This window comes from Georgenia satyanarayanai (genome assembly GCF_023715365.1).
Lineage (GTDB): Bacteria > Actinomycetota > Actinomycetes > Actinomycetales > Actinomycetaceae > Oceanitalea > Oceanitalea satyanarayanai_B.
This window is the reverse complement of the sequence record NZ_JAMBNZ010000009.1, coordinates 83,809-101,559: the sequence shown is the minus strand read 5'-3', so window position 1 is coordinate 101,559 and position 17,751 is coordinate 83,809. Positions and strand designations below refer to the sequence as shown.

General features: G+C 73.4%; 17 protein-coding genes and 1 pseudogene. 1 reads left to right on the top strand and 17 read right to left on the bottom strand.

Annotated elements, in window-relative coordinates; genetic code table 11:
• Positions 1–12 precede the first annotated feature (12 nt).
• The 17 genes and pseudogenes from M3148_RS12225 to smc form a co-directional block, all read right to left on the bottom strand.
• The gene (locus M3148_RS12225; RefSeq protein WP_251305009.1) at positions 13–534 is read right to left on the bottom strand and encodes a GNAT family N-acetyltransferase; all 522 of its coding nucleotides are present in this window, start codon (positions 532–534) and stop codon (positions 13–15) included.
• A 6-nt stretch (positions 535–540) separates the two neighbouring features.
• A pseudogene (trmD, locus tag M3148_RS12220) lies at positions 541–1,326 on the bottom strand (tRNA (guanosine(37)-N1)-methyltransferase TrmD); the annotation flags it as partial.
• A 1-nt stretch (position 1,327) separates the two neighbouring features.
• On the bottom strand, positions 1,328–1,840 hold the full coding sequence (gene rimM, locus M3148_RS12215; protein ID WP_251304980.1) for a ribosome maturation factor RimM: 513 nt from the start codon (positions 1,838–1,840) through the stop codon (positions 1,328–1,330).
• Between the two features lie 74 nt (positions 1,841–1,914).
• Complete coding sequence (locus M3148_RS12210) at positions 1,915–2,151, bottom strand: RNA-binding protein (protein ID WP_110852349.1); 237 nt, start codon at positions 2,149–2,151, stop codon at positions 1,915–1,917.
• On the bottom strand, positions 2,141–2,602 hold the full coding sequence (rpsP, locus tag M3148_RS12205) for a 30S ribosomal protein S16 (protein WP_251304979.1): 462 nt from the start codon (positions 2,600–2,602) through the stop codon (positions 2,141–2,143). The genes M3148_RS12210 and rpsP overlap by 11 nt, the downstream gene beginning before the upstream one ends.
• A 190-nt stretch (positions 2,603–2,792) precedes the next feature.
• Positions 2,793–3,581, bottom strand: coding sequence for an ABC transporter permease (locus M3148_RS12200; protein WP_251304978.1), 789 nt, complete (start codon positions 3,579–3,581; stop codon positions 2,793–2,795).
• Entirely contained in the window at positions 3,578–4,501 is a 924-nt protein-coding gene (locus M3148_RS12195) for an ABC transporter ATP-binding protein (protein ID WP_251304977.1), read from the bottom strand. Before M3148_RS12195 ends, M3148_RS12200 begins: the two co-directional genes overlap by 4 nt.
• A gap of 1 nt (position 4,502) precedes the next feature.
• Entirely contained in the window at positions 4,503–5,264 is a 762-nt protein-coding gene (locus M3148_RS12190; protein WP_251304976.1) for a hypothetical protein, read from the bottom strand.
• A complete protein-coding gene (locus M3148_RS12185) occupies positions 5,261–6,142 on the bottom strand; it encodes an ABC transporter ATP-binding protein (protein WP_251304975.1) in 882 nt (293 codons plus the stop codon). The genes M3148_RS12190 and M3148_RS12185 overlap by 4 nt, the downstream gene beginning before the upstream one ends.
• Positions 6,139–6,501 (bottom strand): GntR family transcriptional regulator, encoded by a 363-nt coding sequence (locus M3148_RS12180; protein WP_251304974.1) that lies wholly within the window; start codon positions 6,499–6,501, stop codon positions 6,139–6,141. The genes M3148_RS12185 and M3148_RS12180 overlap by 4 nt, the downstream gene beginning before the upstream one ends.
• A 406-nt stretch (positions 6,502–6,907) precedes the next feature.
• Entirely contained in the window at positions 6,908–7,996 is a 1,089-nt protein-coding gene (locus M3148_RS12175) for an amidohydrolase family protein (protein ID WP_251304973.1), read from the bottom strand.
• A gap of 10 nt (positions 7,997–8,006) precedes the next feature.
• Positions 8,007–9,581: a signal recognition particle protein gene (gene ffh, locus M3148_RS12170; protein ID WP_251304972.1), complete on the bottom strand. Its 1,575-nt coding sequence runs from the start codon at positions 9,579–9,581 to the stop codon at positions 8,007–8,009.
• Positions 9,582–9,735: 154 nt separating this feature from the next.
• A complete protein-coding gene (locus M3148_RS12165; protein WP_251304971.1) occupies positions 9,736–10,074 on the bottom strand; it encodes a P-II family nitrogen regulator in 339 nt (112 codons plus the stop codon).
• The gene (locus M3148_RS12160; RefSeq protein ID WP_251304970.1) at positions 10,071–11,390 is read right to left on the bottom strand and encodes an ammonium transporter; all 1,320 of its coding nucleotides are present in this window, start codon (positions 11,388–11,390) and stop codon (positions 10,071–10,073) included. The genes M3148_RS12165 and M3148_RS12160 overlap by 4 nt, the downstream gene beginning before the upstream one ends.
• Before the next feature lie 231 nt (positions 11,391–11,621).
• Positions 11,622–12,782, bottom strand: coding sequence for a signal recognition particle-docking protein FtsY (gene ftsY, locus M3148_RS12155; RefSeq protein WP_251304969.1), 1,161 nt, complete (start codon positions 12,780–12,782; stop codon positions 11,622–11,624).
• Between the two features lie 82 nt (positions 12,783–12,864).
• The gene (locus M3148_RS12150) at positions 12,865–13,191 is read right to left on the bottom strand and encodes a hypothetical protein (RefSeq protein WP_251304968.1); all 327 of its coding nucleotides are present in this window, start codon (positions 13,189–13,191) and stop codon (positions 12,865–12,867) included.
• 57 nt (positions 13,192–13,248) lie between these two features.
• Positions 13,249–16,803 carry a chromosome segregation protein SMC gene (gene smc, locus M3148_RS12145; RefSeq protein WP_251304967.1) on the bottom strand — a complete coding sequence of 1,185 codons (3,555 nt, stop codon included), beginning with the start codon at positions 16,801–16,803 and terminating at the stop codon, positions 13,249–13,251.
• A gap of 117 nt (positions 16,804–16,920) precedes the next feature.
• On the opposite strand from smc, the gene M3148_RS12140 reads away from it, so the two are divergent.
• The gene (locus tag M3148_RS12140; RefSeq protein WP_251304966.1) at positions 16,921–17,715 is read left to right on the top strand and encodes an IclR family transcriptional regulator; all 795 of its coding nucleotides are present in this window, start codon (positions 16,921–16,923) and stop codon (positions 17,713–17,715) included.
• Positions 17,716–17,751: the final 36 nt, after the last annotated feature.

Genomic DNA, 17,751 nt, shown 5'->3' with positions numbered 1-17,751 from the left:
TGCCACAGCGGGTCAGGGCACCGAAACCGGTGTGCTCATCACCACGTCGTCGTTGGGCACGCCCCCGACGTCGTAGGTCCGCTTCCCGACGACGGCGAACCCGCAGCGCTCGTAGAAGCGCCGGGCCCGCCGGTTGGCGGCGTTCGTCCCGAGCCACAGCTCCCTGGCCCCACGCTCCGCGGCAGCGTCCGTCGCGGCGGCGACGAGCCGGCCGGCCAGTCCCCTGCCGTGGACGTCGGGGTGGACGTAGCACTTGCTCAGCTCGGCCACGCCCTCGCTCTCCTCCCGGCCGGGGGCCGGGGAGTCGAGGACGACCATCGTGTAGCCGAGCAGCGCGCCGGTGTCCTCGTCGGCGGCGACGTGCACAAGGTGCGCGGGATCGGTGAGGAAGCGGGCGAAGTTGTCGGCGTCGAGCCGGGTCGCGACGTGGGCGGCGATCGCCTCGGGGCCGAGCGACGGCGGGCAGGCGAGCGGGAAGGTAAGGGCGGCGAGCGCGGCCAGGGCGACGGCGTCGTCGGGGCCGGCGAGGCGCACCTGCGCGCGGCGGGGGCCGGCCGGACCGACGTACCAGCCGAGGCCGGCGAGGACCCGGCGGTCCTCGCGGTCGAGCGCCTCGGGCGCGAGCCGCTCGAGGAGGTCGGGGCGGCGGGCGGCGGTGCGCTCCAGGGCGCGGTCACGGCGCCAGCGGGTCACTTTGGCGTGGTGCCCGGAGGTGAGGACCTCGGGGACCGGCAGGTCCCGCCAGGCGGGCGGCTTGGTGTAGACGGGGTACTCGAGCAGCCCCGCGGCGCCGTGGGACTCCTCGACGAGCGACTCGGGGTTGCCGACGACGCCGGGCAGCAGCCGCGCGACGGCCTCGACCACGACGAGCGCCGCCACCTCTCCCCCGTTGAGCACGTAGTCCCCGATGGACACCTCGCGCACGGTGACGCCCGGCCGGGAGGCGTAGTGCTCGGCCACGCGGGCGTCGATGCCCTCGTAGCGGCCGCAGGCCAGGACGAGGCGCCGCGCGCCCGCCAGCTCCTCGGCGGTGCGCTGGGTGAAGACCTCCCCGGCAGGGCTCGGCACGAGGAGCACAGTCCCGCCGTCGTCGGCGTCGCCCTCGAGGACGGCGTCCAGGGCCGTGCCCCACACGTCGGGGCGCATGACCATGCCGGCGCCCCCGCCGAAAGGGGTGTCGTCGACGGTGCGGTGCCGGTCGGTGGTCCACGCCCGCAGGTCGTGGACGGCGAGGTCGAGCAGCCCGGACTGGCGCGCCTTGCCGACGAGCGAGAGCTCGAGCGGCGCAAGGTAGTCGGGGAAGATCGTCAGGACGTCGATGCGCACGTCAGTCCTCGTCGTCGCCGGCGAGCAGCCCGCGGGGCGGGTCGAGGACCACGCGGCGTCCGGGAACGTCGACGAGCGGGACGATCTCGGCGACGAAGGGAACGAGGGTGCGCCGGCCGTCCTCCTCGGTGAGGACGAGGAGGTCCTGGGCGGGCAGCCGCTCGATCCCCGCGACCGTGCCGAGGTGGCGGCCGGTGGTGTCCTCCACGGGCAGCCCGACGAGCTCGTGGGGGTACCAGGCGTCCTCCTCCGGGTCCTCCTCGGGAGGGGCGAGGAGGAGGGTGCCGCGCAGCGCCTCGGCCCCGGTGCGGTCGGGGGCCTCGGTGAAGCGGACGTACCACGAGCCCTGCCGCTCGCTGCTCGCGGCCACGGTGAGGGGGCCGCGCTCGGGCGGGTCGGTGGCGAGCACCGTCCCGGGGGCGAAGCGGCCGGCGGGGTCGTCGGTCCGGACCTCCAGGCGCACCAGGCCGTGCAGGCCGTTGGGTGCGCCGATGCGGGCGACCACCAGCTCCATCTGTAGCTCTCCTCCGGGATAGAACGAGCGCGAGCCCTGGCTCACCGGGGGTGAACCAGGGCTCGCGTCCGTGGTCAGCGGTCGGTGTCGACGACGTCGACGCGGACCGGGCCGCGCGTGGACAGCGCGGAGACGACGGTGCGCAGGGCTCGCGCCGTGCGCCCCTGCCGGCCGATGACGCGGCCGAGGTCGTCGGGGTGCACCCGGACCTCGAGCAGCTCACCGCGACGCAGCGAACGGGAGGTGACGGTGACGTCGTCGGGGTTGTCGACGACGCCACGCACCAGGTGCTCGAGGGCGTCAGCCAGCATTGGTCTCGTCGGCGGGCTCCTCGGCGGGCGCGTCCGAGGGCGCCTTCTCCTCGGTGGCCGCGGCGGCGGCCTCGGAGGCCTTGGCCTTGCGCTTCTCGGCCTCGTCCTCGGCGGCCTTGACCGCGGCGGCGCGCGCCTCGGCGGCGTCCTCGGCGCTGACGCCCTTGACGCGCAGGGTGCCCTCGGCGCCCGGCAGGCCCTTGAACTTCTGCCAGTCGCCGGTCACCTTGAGCAGCGCGGCGACCTGCTCGGTGGGCTGGGCGCCCACGGAGAGCCAGTACTGCGCGCGCTCGGAGTCGATGTCGATGAGCGAGGGCTCCTCGGTCGGGTGGTACTTGCCGATCTCCTCGATCGCCCGGCCATCACGCTTCTTGCGACCGTCCATGATGACGACGCGGTAGTACGGCGCGCGGATCTTGCCCATGCGCTTGAGACGGATCTTGACTGCCACTGTGGTGGTCACTCCTGGTTCATGTGGGGTGGGCCGACGCGTGTCCCCGGTGGGTTTCGGGGACTGCTTGGCCCTGGACACGGCTCCGACGGGTGAGAGGGGCCCACCGGTCCGAGTACAGCGGGTCATTCTGCCAGACCGGCGGGCCCATTCCCAAGTGCGCGCCCTCAGCGGGTGGGTGGGGCGTTCGTCACGCCCAGCGGAACACCTTGGCCGCGACGGGGAAGCCGACGACGCTCCAGCCCGCCATGACGCCGAGCTCGCGCCATGGCACGTCCCCGGTGAACCACCCGGTGGTCATGGCCTCGCTCGCCGCACCGAGCGGCGTGAGGGTCGCGACGGTCGCGAGGGTGTCGGGCATCTGCGAGATCGGGAGCCACAGGCCGGCGAAGAACAGGAGCGGGAAGTACAGGAGCATCCCGATCCCCGAGGCGGTCGACGCCTTGGGCGCCAGACCGCCCACGACGAGGCCGATCGCGAACAGCGCGAGCGTCGCGAGGAGGAAGGCGGCGAGGACGACGAGGGGGCTCTCGGGCAGCGGGATCCCCAGCGTGGCCATCCCGCCCAGGAGGGCGAGGACGACGGCCACGGCGAGCGCCGCCCCGCTCACCGCGACGTGGGAGACCAGGACGGACTTGGGCCGCATCGGCGTCGTCGACAGGCGCCGGAAGATGCCCTGCTCCCGGTAGCCGGCCACGGTGGCCGGCAGCGTGGTGAGGGAGACCGTCGCGATCGCGGTGGCGAGCACGACCGGGCCCCACAGGTGGATGAGGGTGACGCCCTCGAGGCCGGGGACGCTGTCGACCTCCGTCCGCATCCCCGGGATGGCGTGCCCCATGCCGAGGAGCAGCACGGCCGGGAAGGCGAGGGCGAAGAAGACACCTCCGGGGTCGCGGAGGAAGAGCCGGCCCTCGGTCCTCACGAGCGTGCCGAGCCCGCGACGTCCCGAGGGCGCCCGGGTGGCGGCAGTGGCGCTCATGCGGGTACTCCTTCCGTGCTGGGTGAGCCGGTCAGCTCGAGGAAGACGTCCTCGAGGCTGCGGCGGACGGTGGTGATGTCGTCGGGGACGACGTCGTGGCGGGCGAGCTCGAGCACGACGGCGGGCAGCACGCGGCGCGTGCCCGTCACCTCGACCTCGCGGCCGTGGGCGGCGACGCCGGTCACCTCGGGCAGGGCTCGCAGCAGCGCCGGGTCGACGGGCTGCGGGGTGGTCATCCGGAAGCTGCGCTCGTCCGCGCTGCCCGCGGCGAGCTCGGCGGGGGTGCCGTCGGCGACGACCCGCCCGCCGTCGATGACGACCACGCGGTCACTGAGGTGCTCGGCCTCGTCCATGAAGTGGGTGACGAGGAGGATGGTGACCCCCCGCCGTCGGACGCCGTCGATGAGCGCCCAGGTCTCACGGCGGGCCTGCGGGTCCAGGCCGGTGGTGAGCTCGTCGAGGATGGCGATGCGCGGGTTGCCGACGAGCGCTAGGGCGATGGACAGGCGCTGCTGCAGGCCGCCGGACAGGCGCTCGAAGCGCCTGTCGCGGTGCTCGGTGAGGCCGAGGAGCTCGAGGAGCTCCTCGGCGTCGACGGGCTCGGCGTAGAAGGAGGCGTACAGCTCGACGGCCTCGGCCACGGTGATCTTCGGCGGCAGCTTGGCCTCCTGCAGCTGGATGCCCACGTGCTCACGGATGAGCTCGGGGTGGCGCTGAGGGTCGACGCCGAGGACGCGGACCTCGCCGCCGTCGGCGGTGCGCAGGCCGGCGACGGTCTCGACCGTCGTCGTCTTGCCGGCGCCGTTGCGGCCGAGGACGGCGACGATCTCGCCGGGGTGGACGTCGAAGCTGACGTCGGCGACGGCGACCCTGTCGCGGTAAGTCTTGCGGAGGTGGCGGACCTCGATGACGGGTTCCATCTCAGGACTCCGTTCGGGCGATGGGGACACGGCGGACGAGCAGGGCGAAGGCGAGGCCGGCCGCGAGGACGAGGACGGCGCCCACGAGGTAGGCGCTCCAGCCCGGCGCGTCGAAGGGGACGAAGGGGGCCTCCGTCCAGCTCGTCAGGAACATGACGGCGAGGATCGGGGAGATGGTGAGGGGCAGCGCGAGGGTCCCCCACCAGCCGCCGAGCCGGTAGTAGGTGATGCCGACGAGGAGCCCGGTGAGGGTGCCGGAGAGCGCGAGGAGGGCGTGGTCGACGAGGAGCGTGCCGAGCCCCGACTCCCAGACACCCGCGGTGTACTCCTCCCCCGGCTCGGCGTCGTGCTGCCACCCCATGCGGTCGTAGAGGACGCCCTCGAGCAGGAGCAGCCCGGCCGCCGTGACGGCATGGAGCACGGAGCTCGAGACGGCGGCGACGAGCCCACCGGTGAGGAAGGAGCGACGGGTCATGCCGTTGGCGACGTGCGCGGTGAGGTACGTCGTCGCGACGATGACGGCGATCGAGAAGAGGAACCACACGAGCGGGCCGGTGCGGACGAACTGGACCATCGACACGTTGACCGTGCCGACCCGGTCGACGACGGCGATGGCGAGGGCAGCGCCGACGACGACGATCGCCCACAACCACACCCACATGAGCAGGTAGACCTGCAGGTGGTGGACCGCCGAGCGGACCCACTGCGGGCGGCCGACGCTCACGCTGCCGCGCAGGCGCGGGGCTGAGGTGCCGGTGATCATGGGCGGGCCTCCTTCTCGGTGAGGGCGATGAACAGGTCCTCGATCGGCACGGCGCCGAGCTCGAGAGAGGCGGCGCGGAAGCGGCCGAGCGTGGCGTCGTCGAGCCGGCCGAGCACGGTGACGCGCTTGGTCGGCCCGAGCACCTGCTCCCCCAGCACGCGCAGACCGGCGGTGGCGGCGTCGACCTCGGCCGCGGGGCCGGTCACGGTGACGCCGTGGCTGCGCAGGGTGTCGGCCTCCTCGGTGAGGAGCACCCGGCCGCCGTCGAGGACGACGACGTGCTCGAAGAGCCGCTCGACCTCCGCGATGAGGTGGCTGGAGAGGATGATCGTGCGCGGGTGCTCGACGTAGTCGGCGATGAGGAGGTCGTAGAAGCGGCGGCGCGACGGGGCGTCCATGCCGAGGTAGACCTCGTCGAACATCGTCACCGGCGCGCGGGTGGCGAGCCCGATGACGGCGCCGAAGGCGGAGCGCTGGCCGCGGGAGAGCTTGCCCGGCTTCTTGCGCGGGTCGAGCTCGAATGCGTCGAGGAGCTCCTCGGCGTAGGCCTGGTCCCAGGTGGGCCGCGCGGAGGCGACGAGCTCGAGGGTGACCTTGAGCTTCTCCTCGCTCAGCACGTCCCCGCTCTCGCGGATGAGGCAGACGCTTTCCATGAGGCGCTCGTCCTCGAAGGGGTCGCGGCCGTCGACACGGACGGTGCCGCTCGTGGGGCGTCGCAGGGAGGCGATCGTCGAGAGCATCGACGTCTTGCCCGAGCCGTTGCGGCCGAGGAGACCGGTGATGGTGTCGGCGGGAAAGCGGACGGTGGCGGAGTCGACGGCGCGGGTCTCGCGGTAGTCGACCGTGAGGTCGGTGAGCTCGACGTCGAGGCCGCTCATGCTCCGGCTCCCTTCTGCTGGATGTAGCGGACGAGGTCGGCGGGGCTGATGCTCAGGACGCGCGCCTCGTCGAGGACCGCGTCGAGGCGGTCGGTGAAGAAGGCGCCGCGGCGGTGCTCGCGCAGCCGCTCCCGGGCGCCGTCGGCGACGAACATGCCCACTCCTCGCTGCTTGTAGATGACGCCCTCGTCCACCAGCTGCGCAAAGGCCTTTGCGGCGGTGGCCGGGTTGATGCGGTAGGTCGTGGCGTACTGGGTGGTGCTCATGACCTGGTCTCCCTCGGCGAGCGCGCCGTCGAGGATCTGGCGGCGCAGGTGCTCGGCGATCTGTACGTAGATCGGCTCCGGTCCGTCGAACATCTCCCACCTCCCTCGCCTCGTTGGTTCACTGCACGACCAATGAACCATAGGAGCGGCGACGGTGTCAACGGTCTCGGTCACGCGCGCCCCGCCCCATCGGCCATCACTCCGCGGACGCCCGGCGAGCGAAAAGAGCTCCGGCAGCGACCGCAGGCGAAGCTGACGAGCGTGGGCGTCATTTCGCTTCGCGCTCGTCACGTTCGCCTGCGCTCGTGCCACGCGGACGGACGGTGGCGCAGGCAGCCGGCCGGCACCGCCCGCAGCGCGGTCGCCGCGCGACGGTCGCGGTGATCGTCACGCCGTCGTGGTCGAGCTCGGCGTCCACCGTGACGCATCACGCCGACGTCCAGAGAGTGCGGAGGAATCCGGCTGTCGGCGGTGGGTGAGCGCTCGGCGCGTCCGAGGGCTAGAAGAGCTCGCCGCGCAGCACGACGGCGCGCGGGCTGGCGAGGACGGTGACGTCCTCTCGGGGGTCCTCGGCGTAGACGACGACGTCGGCGCTCGCGCCCTCGTGGATGCCCGGCACCCCGAGGAGGTCGCGGCCCCGCCAGCTCGCGGCGGCGACGACGTCGAGGACGGGTACGCCGGCCCGCACGACCTCGGCGAGCTCGGCGGGCAGGGAGCCGTGGCCGATGGTGCCGCCGGCGTCGGAGCCCATGAGCAACGGCACGCCGGCCTCGTGGAAGGCGCGCACCTGCTCGTAGCGGCGCTCGTGCATCGCCCGCATGCGCGCGGCGTAGACGGGGTACCTGGTCCCGGCCTGCTGAGCGAAGTCCGCGAAGTACGCCACCTGGAGCAGGGTCGGGGTGATGGGGATGCGGCGGCGGGCAGCCTCGGCGATGTGGTCGGCCGTCATGCCGGTCCCGTGCTCGATGCCGTCGATGCCGGCGTCGAGGAGGTCGTCGACGACTTCCCGGGAGAAGGCATGGGCGGTGACCTTGGCGCCGGCCTCGTGCGCGGCGGCGATCCCCTCGGCGAGGAGATCGGCCGGCCACAGCGGGCGCAGGTCGGAGTCGGCGCCCTCCGACCTGTCGATCCAGTCGGCGACGATCTTCACCCAGCCGTCCCCGTAGGCGGCCTCCTCGGCCATCGCCTGCGGCAGCTGGGCGACGTCGTCGAGCTCGCGGCCGTAGTGGCGCAGGTACCGCTTGGGCCGCGCGAGGTGGTGACCGGCGCGGATGAGCCGGGGCAGGTCGCTGCGCTCCTGCACCCACCGGTTGTCCTGCGGGGAGCCGGCGTCGCGGACGAGCAGCGTGCCGGTCTCGCGGTCGGCCTTTGCCTGGACCTCCGCCTCCTCGACGCTCACCGCTCCCTCGGGGCCGAGCCCGATGTGGCAGTGGACGTCGACGAGCCCGGGCAGCACCCAGCCCTCGACCTCGCGTGCCGGCTCGGCGGGCGGCTCGAGCGTGAGGCGGCCGTCGACCACCCAGCACTCGTCGAGCTCGGCGGCGTCGCCGACGACGATCGTCCCGGTCAGGTGCAGCGGCTGGCCCATCTCACTCCCGTCAGCGCAGGTACTTCTGTAAGTCCTCGAGGTCCGGCACGGCCTCCGGGGCACCGGACTGCCCACCACCCAGTCCGAAGGCGGAACCGGTGGGCGCGGCAGGCTGCTCGGCGGCCTTGCGCAGCGCCTCGGCCTCCTGCTTGGCGCGCTTGGCGGGGTTGCCGGACTTCGCCTTCTTACCCATCTTGGGCGGCGGGGCCATCCGGCCCTTGGACTTCTTGCCGCCACCGGGCAGACCGCCGGGACCGAAGCCACCGGGCGGCATCTTGCCGCCGGAGCGAGCCATCTGCCGCATCATCGTCTGCGCCTGGCCGAAGCGCTCCATGAGCTGGTTGATCTCGGTGACGGTGGTGCCCGAGCCGCGGGCGATGCGCGAGCGGCGCGAGCCGTTGAGGATCTTCGGGTTCGCGCGCTCCTGGGGCGTCATCGAGCGGATCATCGCCTCGATGCGGTCGACCTCGCGCTCGTCGAAGTTCTCCAGGTGCTCGCGCATCTGGCCCATGCCCGGGAGCATCCCGAGCATCTTCTTCATCGAGCCCATCTTCTTGAGCTGCTGCATCTGGTCCAGGAAGTCCTGCAGCGTGAAGTCCTCGCCGCCGGAGACCTTCGCGGCCATCCGCTCGGCCTCGCCTGAGTCGAAGACTCGCTCGGCCTGCTCGATGAGCGTGAGGATGTCGCCCATGTCGAGGATGCGGGAGGCCATCCGGTCGGCGTGGAAGCGCTCGAAGTCGGTGAGCTTCTCACCGGTGGAGGCGAAGAGGACGGGCCGGCCGGTGACCTTCGCGACCGAGAGGGCGGCGCCACCGCGGGCGTCGCCGTCGAGCTTGGTGAGGACGACGCCGGTGAAGTCGACGCCCTCCTGGAAGGCCTGCGCCGTCGCGACGGCGTCCTGGCCGATCATCGCGTCGAGGACGAAGAGGGTCTCGTCGGGCTGGACGACGTCCTTGATGGCCGCGGCCTGGGCCATCATCTCGGTGTCCACACCGAGGCGGCCGGCGGTGTCGACGATGACGACGGAGTAGAGCTTGTCCTGCGCGTGGGCCAGACCCGAGCGTGCGACCTCGATCGGGTCACCGACGCCGTTGCCGGGCTCGGGCGCCCATACGGGCACGCCGGCGCGCTCACCGACGACCTGGAGCTGAGTGACGGCGTTGGGGCGCTGGAGGTCGGAGGCGACGAGGAGAGGGGTCTGGCCCTGGTCCCTGAGCCACTTCGCGAGCTTGCCGGCGAGGGTGGTCTTACCGGCGCCCTGGAGGCCGGCGAGCATGATGACGGTGGGCGGGCGCTTGGCGAAGCGCAGGTCCCGGGCCTGTCCACCGAGGATCTCGACGAGCTCGGAGTTGACGATCTTGACGATCTGCTGGCCGGGGTTGAGCGCGCCGGAGACCTCGGCCCCGAGCGCCCGCTCGCGCACGGCGGCGGTGAACTCACGCACCACCGGCAGGGCGACATCCGCCTCGAGGAGGGCGCGCCGAATCTCGGAGACGGTGGTGGTGATGTCCTGCTCGGACAGCCGGCCCTTGCCGCGGAGGTTGCGGAAGGTGGCTGTCAGGCGGTCGGAGAGGCTGGCGAACAAGGACGTTCCTCGTGCTCGTTGGGTCCGGTCAGAGGTCCAGCGTACTTGGCGGCACCGACGGCGCGTGCCGCAGCCGCTGACGGCCTCCGGCGGGGAGCTCGCCGGCGGCAGGGCGAGCCGGGCCGCGCGCAGGTCACCGACGGAGTGCACACGGTCAGACCGCGGCGGCGCCGCGATCGCCCGTGCGGACCCGCACGACCTCCTCGACGGGAGAGACCCACACCTTGCCGTCGCCGATCCGCCCGGTGTGGGCGGCCTGGACGATGGCGCCGGTCACGACGGTGACGTCGTGGTCGTCGACGAGGATCTCGATGCGGACCTTGGGCACGAGGTCGACGGCGTACTCGGCACCGCGGTAGACCTCGGTGTGCCCGTGCTGGCGTCCGTAGCCGCTGGCCTCGGAGACCGTCATGCCGCGCACCCCGACGCTCATGAGTGCCTGCTTGACCTCGGTCAGCCGGTGCGGCTGGACGACTGCGGTGATGAGCTTCATGACCCGACCTTCGCTTCGCTGCTGACGGTGGTGGGAGCGGTCTCGCGGGGCGGGAGGGTGGCGGCCAGGCCGCTGCCCAGGCCCTCGTAGGCGGACTCGCCGTGGACGGCGGAGTCGATGCCGATCGTCTCGACGTCCTCGGTCACCCGCCAGCCCAGGGTTGCCTTGAGAGCGAGGGCGATGACGACGGTGACGACGGCGGACAGGAGCATCGCGACGACGGCGATGATCACCTGGACGGCGAGGAGCTTGGGCCCGCCGCCGTAGAGGAGGCCGCCGTCGGTGGAGAGGAAGCCGATCATCACGGTGCCGACGAGGCCGCCGACGAGGTGGACCCCGACGACGTCGAGGGAGTCGTCGTAGCCGAAGCGGTACTTGAGGGACACGGCGAGGGCGCACAGCCCACCGGCGAGGAGTCCCAGGACGATGGCGCCGACCGGGCTGAGCGCGCCGGCCGCGGGGGTGATGGCGACTAGGCCCGCGACGATGCCGGAGGCGGCACCGAGGGAGGTGGCGTGCCCGTCGCGCAGCTGTTCCACGGCGAGCCAGCCGAGGATCGCGGCGGCGGCGCACGTCGTCGTGTTGACCCAGGCGAGGCCGGCCAGGCCGTCGGCCGCGTAGGCGGAGCCGGCATTGAAGCCGAACCAGCCGAACCACAGGAGGGCGGCGCCGAGCATGACGAGCGGGAGGTTGTGGGGGCGGCTGGGGGTGCGCCTGAACCCGCGGCGCTTGCCGACGACGATCGCGAGCACGAGGGCCGCGACGCCGGCGTTGATGTGGACGACGGTGCCGCCGGCGAAGTCGATCGGTTCGGCGATCGAGGCGAAGGGGCCGTCACCGCTGAGGAGGCCGCCGCCCCAGACCATGTGGGCCATGGGGAAGTAGGCCAGGGTGACCCACAGGCCGGCGAACACCATCCAGGTGCCGAACTTCACCCGCTCGGCGAGGGCGCCGCTGATGAGGGCGGTGGTGATGATGGCGAAGGTGACCTGGAAGCCGACGTCGACGATGACAGGCAGCCCGCCGTCGAGGACGAACTCCCCGGACTCGTCCAGGATCGCGCCGTCGAGGCCGAACATCTCGAAGGGGTTGGCGAAGATGCCGCCGATGCTCTGGCTGCCGTAGGACATCGACCAGCCCCACAGGACGTAGATGACGCCGATGACGCCCATCGCCCCGAAGGACATCATCATCATGTTGAGTACGGACTTGGACCGGGTCATACCGCCGTAGAACAGCGCCAGCCCGGGGGTCATGAGCAGCACGAGCGATGCTGAGACCAGCATCCACGCGGTGATGCCGCTGTCGAGCTCCATGGGTGGTTCCTCTCGGTCCCGGCTCCCTACGGCCGGCTGGGACCACCCTGCACGCACCATATTTCAGGCACGTCGCAGCAATGTTTCGGTCAAGTGACGTTATTCACCCCCGTGTGACACCCGTATTTCCACCCCGCCCCCTCCCCCGCTCGTCCGCATATGCGGGATTACGACGTCCGGGGACTCCCCGCGTGCGTCGTTCTCCCGCATATGCGGGGAGGGGGGGAAGCCTCAGGCGAGGAGCGCCTCGACGAAGTCCTCGGCGACGAAGGGGGCGAGGTCGTCCGCGCCCTCCCCCAGGCCGACGAGCTTGACCGGCACGCCGAGCTCGCGCTGGACGGCGACGACGATCCCGCCCTTGGCGGTCCCGTCGAGCTTGGTGAGGACGATGCCGGTGACGTCGACGACCTCGGCGAAGACCTGCGCCTGGCGCAGGCCGTTCTGGCCGGTGGTCGCGTCCAGGACGAGGAGGACCTCGCTCACCGGCGCCTGCCGGGAGATGACGCGCTTGATCTTGCCGAGCTCGCCCATGAGGTCGGCCTTGTTCTGCAGCCGCCCGGCGGTGTCGACGAGGACGACGTCCGCCCCGGCGGTGCGCCCCGCCTGCACGGCGTCGAAGGCGACGGCGGCCGGGTCGGCGCCCTCGCGGTCCGAGCGCACGGTGGGGACGCCCACGCGTTCGCCCCAGGTCTGCAGCTGGTCGGCGGCCGCCGCGCGGAAGGTGTCGGCGGCACCGAGGACGACCTCGAGGTCCTCGGCGACGAGGACACGGGCGAGCTTGCCCACCGTCGTCGTCTTGCCCGTGCCGTTGACGCCGACGACGAGGATGGTCGCGGGGTGCGGCTCGCCGTCGTCGCCCACGCCCTTCGTGGTGCGCAGCGTGCGGTCCATGGTGGGGTCGACGAGCTGGAGGAGCTCCTCGCGCAGGACCTCGCGGACGGAGACGGCGTCCTTGGTGCCGAGCACCTGGACGCGGGTGCGCAGACGGTCCATCAGCTCGGTCGTGGGGCCGATGCCGACGTCGGCGAGCAGGAGGGTCTCCTCGATCTCCTCCCAGTCCTCCTCGGTGAGCGACTCACGGGAAAGGATCGACAGGAGCGAGCGGCCGATGGTGCCCGAGCGGGAGAGCCGCTCGCGCAGGCGGACCATGCGGCCGGCGACGGGCGCGGGACGCTCGGTCTCGACGGCGGGCGGCTCCTGGACGACGACGTCGCTGTCGTCCACCTCCGGTGGCAGCGTGTCGACGGGCGCCTCGGCGGTGGCGACGGACGCGGGCCGCTCCTCCGGCAGTGCGGGTGGACGACGGCGGCGCACGCCCGCGGTAAGGGCGGCGGTTCCGCCGGCGAGGACGACGAGGACGACGGCAAGGACTGCCCAGAGCTGATCGGTCACAACAGCCAAGTCTGGACCACAGGGCGGCCGCAGGGCCACCGCGCAGGTGAGGCGGGGGCACAGCGCGCCCGCAAACCGTGGGTCAGGCGGGCGCCTCGGTCGGCCGACCCTCGCGGCGGTCGGGCAGGGCGGGAGCGTGCTCGCGGATGTCGCGCAGTCGCTCGGCGAGCTCCTCGGCAGTCGTGTAGGCGTTGCCCGGCTCGCTCATGAGGTACAGCGTGCCGAGGCCGCCGGCGTCCTCCTCGTCGACCTCGTCGGCCCACGTGAAGTCCTCGCGCCGCCAGGCGCGGACCGTGGCACGCAGCCAGGTCCCCCAGCCCTCCGCGGGGCGCTGGGCCATGAGGACGGCAGCGAAGATCCCCGCGGCGCACAGCGCCGCGAGCGTGGTCACCAGGATCGCCCCCGTCATGGGCTCCATTATCACTCACGCACGGGCGATTCGTGCTATCCGGTCTCACCGGCGTGGTCACACCCCGGCGCGCTCCTCCTCGGCCAGCCGCTGGCTGATGACGGTGGTGACGCCGTCCCCGCGCATGGTGACGCCGTACAGGGCGTCGGCGATCTCCATCGTCCGCTTCTGGTGGGTGATGACGATGAGCTGGGAGTCCTCGCGCAGCTCGGTGAAGATCTCCAGGAGCCGGCCGAGGTTCGTGTCGTCCAGCGCCGCCTCGACCTCGTCCATGACGTAGAAGGGGCTGGGCCGCGCCTTGAAGATCGCGACGAGGAGCGCGACGGCGGTGAGCGAGCGCTCCCCGCCGGACAGGAGCGACAGGCGCTTGACCTTCTTGCCCGCGGGCCGGGCCTCGATCTCGATGCCGGTGGTGAGCATGTCCTCGGGGTCGGTGAGGACGAGGCGGCCCTCGCCGCCGGGGAAGAGCCGGGCGAAGACGTCGTCGAAGGCGGCCGCGGTGTCCGCGTAGGCCTCCGCGAAGACTCGCTCGACGCGCTCGTCGATCTCCCGGACGATCTCCATGAGGTCGGCGCGGGACTTCTTGAGGTCGGCGAGCTGCTCGGTGAGGAACTGGTGCCGCTCGGCGAGCGCCGCGTGCTCCTCCAGCGCCAGCGGGTTGACCTTGCCCAGGCGCGCGAGGTCGCGCTCGGCGCGCTTGCGCCGCTTGTCCTGCTCCTCGCGCACGTAGGCGACGGGCTCGTGCGGCTCCTCCCCCTCGGGCACGACGACGGGCACCGGCTGGTGGGGGCCGTACTCCTCGACGAGCACCTCGGGGTCCAGGCCGAGCTCGCTCACCGAACGCTCCTCGAGCTGGCTGATGCGCAGCCGCTGCTCGGTGCGGGCAACCTCGTCACGATGGACGGCGTCGGTGAGCCGCGCGAGCTCGCCGGTGGCCCCCTCGAGCTCGGTGCGCACCTGGGCGATCTCCCGCTCGCGGGCCCCGCGGGCCTCCTCGGCCTCCTCGCGGGCGTCCGCGGCTGCGGACAGCGAGCGCTCGATGACGGCGAGCGCCTGCTCGGCGCCGGAGCGGACGAGAGCCGCGGTCTCGGCCTGCCGGGCGCGGCGCTGCTCGCGCTCGGCGGCCTTGCGGCGCGCGACCCGCTCGGCCTCGGCGGCCCGCTCGAGGGACGCGGCCCGGCCGGACAGGGCCCCGGCCCGCTCCTCGACGGTGCGCAGCGCCAGACGTGCCTCGGTCTCCCGGGCCCGCGCGGCGCGGGCCTCACCGGCGGCGCGGTCACGCTCGGCCGTCGCGGCGGTGAGGTCCTCCTCGGTGCGCTCGGGCTCCCGCTGCGCGACCTCGAGGCGGGCGAGGAGCTCGGCGAGCTGGCGCTCGTGCTCCTCGCCCTGGGTGACGAGCTCGGCGATCGCGGGGCGGATGCGATCGCCCTCGGCCTCGGCGGAGCGGGCGGCGGACCCCAGCCGGCCCAGCTGCTCGGCGACGCCCGCGAGCCGGGCGTCCGAGGCGTGCAGGGCGGCGAGGGTCGCGTCGACGGACTCCTGGGCGCGGGCGACGCGGTCACGGGCGGCGACGAGCCCGAAACGCGCCTGCTCGGCGCGGGCGGTCGCGCCGTCCGCCTCGGTGACGGCCTCCTCGTGGGCGGCGTGCAGCTCGAGGACGTTCGGGCCGGCACCCGTGCCGCCGGCGGCCTTGGCGCGGGAGAGGACGTCGCCGTCGCGGGTGACGGCGAGGACGTCGGCGGCCGCGACGGCGGCCCGAGCGGTGGCGAGGTCGTCGACGACGACGGCGCCGGCCAGCAGGGTGGTCACGGCACCCGCGAGCTCGCCGTCGGCCGTGACGACGTCCCTGGCCCAGCGCCCGCCCGCGGGGGCGGCGGCGTCGTCGTCGGGGGTGGCGGCACCGGCGACGACGAGACGCACCTGGCCGAGGTCCTCGTCGCGGGCGCGGCGGATGGCGTCGACGGCGACGTCGGTGGACTCGACGACGGCGGCGTCGGTGTGGGCGCCGAGGACGGCGGCGACGGCGGCCTCGTAGCCGTGCTCGACGCTCAGCGCGTCCGGCAGGGAGCCGCGCAGTCCGGCGAGGCGCTCGGCGGCCTCGAGGAGCGCACCGGTGCCGTCCTTGCGGACGAGGGAGAGCTCGAGGGTGTCGCGGCGGGTCTGCCAGGTGCGGCGCTCGCCCTCGGCGGTGCGCTCCTCCTCGTGGAGCGCGGCGAGGGCGGCCTCGGCGGCGTCGAGCTCCTCCAGGGCCTCCTCGTGCGCCTCGTCCAGGCCCTCCTCGCCCTCCTCCTCGCCGGCGACCTGCTGCTCGAGGGCGGTGAACTCGGCCTGGGCGTGGCGGCTGCGCTCCTCGGCCTCGGCGAGGCTGGCGCGCAGGCGCCCGAGCTCGGCCTGGGCGGCCTCCGCGGCGCTGCGGCGGGCGGCGACCTGCCCGGTGAGCCGCGCGAGCCCCTCGCGGCGGTCCGCGACGCCCCGGTGGACGGCGGCCAGCGCTCGCTCGGCCTCGCGCTCGGCGTCCTCGAGGCGGGTGCGCTCGGCGACGACGGCGTCACGGGCGGCGCGGGCGGCCTCGACCTCCGCGGCGAGCGCCTGCTCCTCCTCGCGGGCGCGGGCGGCGCGGGCGTCGAGCTCGTCGGGGTCGGTGCCGCGGTGCTCCTGGGTGGGGGCGCCGAGCAGGCGGGTGCGCTCCGCGGCCAGGGAGTGCAGGCCGCGCAGGCGCTCGCGCAGCCCGGACAGGGAGTGCCACGTGTCGGTCGCCTCGCGCAGGAGCGGCGCGGCGGCCGCGGCATGTGCCTCGAGGGCGGCGAGGCGGCTGCGGGCGGAGTCCGCGGCGGCCTCGACGGCAGTGCGCCGCTCCCGCAGCGCCGTCTCGTCGGCGACCTCCCGCTGGAGGGTGGCGGTGAGCTGGACGAGGTCGTCAGCCAGCAGGCGGGCGCGGGAGTCGCGCAGGTCGGCCTGGATGACCTGCGCGCGGCGCGCGACGTCGGCCTGGCGGGCGAGCGGGCCGAGCTGGCGGCGGATCTCGGTCGACAGGTCGTTGACGCGGTCGACGTTGGCCTTCATCGCCTCGAGCTTGCGCAGCGCCTTCTCCTTGCGGCGGCGGTGCTTGAGGACGCCGGCGGCCTCCTCGATGAAGCCGCGGCGCTCCTCGGGCCCGGCGGACAGGACGGCGTCGAGCTGCCCCTGCCCGACGATGACGTGCATCTCCCGGCCCATGCCGGTGTCGGAGAGGAGCTCCTGGATGTCCAGGAGCCGGCAGGACTCCCCGTTGATGGCGTACTCCGAGCCGCCGCCCCGGAAGAGGGTGCGGGAGATCGTCACCTCGGAGTAGTCGATGGGCAGCAGCCCGTCGGAGTTGTCGATCGTCAGGGACACCTCAGCGCGGCCGAGCGGCGCGCGCGAGGAGGTGCCGGCGAAGATGACGTCGGACATCGAGCCGCCGCGCAGCGACTTGGCGCCCTGCTCGCCCATGACCCACGACAGGGCGTCGACGACGTTGGACTTGCCCGAGCCGTTGGGCCCCACCACGCAGGTGATCCCCGGCTCCAGGTGCAGGGTCGTCGCTGACGCGAAGGACTTGAACCCCCGCAGCGTCAGCGTCTTGAGATGCACGGAAGCAGCCTAACGGGCGGAACCGCGGTCCCCGGGGAGTCGCGGGCCGGTCCCCTGCCGCAGTCCGCTTGGCTAGGTTGGTCGCGTACCCGGCCGCCCGACCCGAAGGAACCTCGCATGACCGATGCACCGACCGGTGCGCCCGAGCGTGGCCCCGCCCCCGCGGTGTCGCGCTCGCTGCGGATCCTCACCCTGCTGGCGGACGCGCAGGGGGTCCCCTTGACGCTCAGCGAGATCGCCCGGGCCCTGGGCATCGCGAAGTCCTCGACGGCGAACCTGTGCGCGGCCCTTGAGGACGGCGCGATGATCGAGCGGGACAACGGCGGCTACCGGCTGGGGCGGCGGGTGGCCGAGCTCGGAGGCGCCTACGCGCAGCAGTTCAACCAGGTCCGCGAGTTCTACCGGGTCGTCGCCGCGTCGCCGGTGCTCCACGGTGAGGTGGTGCAGATCGCCATGCTCGACGGCAGCGAGGCGGTCTACCTCGCGCGGCACGAGGGGCGGTGGCCCAACCGCTTCGGCACCCCTCTCGGCTCGCGGCTGCCGGCGGCCATGACCGCCACCGGGCTGGCCCTCCTGTCCACCGTCGACGACGCCCAGGTGCGCTCCCTCCTGGCGGACTCGCAGCCCTTCCGGCAGCTGACCCCGGACAGCCCGACGACCGTGGACGAGCTCCTCCCCACACTCGCCGCGACCCGCGAGCGCGGCTACGCGATCGACCGCGGCGCCTCGCTCGCGCGGATCACCGGGGTCGCCGTCCCGCTCGAGCCGTGGGCGCCGGTCGATCCGCCGCTGGCGATGGGCGCCGCGCTCCTCACCGAGGAGGCGGACGAGGCGCGGGTCGCGGAGGTGGGCGCCGCGCTCCTCACGGCGGCACAGGCCCTGACGAACCCCCTCCACCGACCGGCAGTCTGACGACCCAGCATCAATCTGTTCAGCCGGTTGTACGTC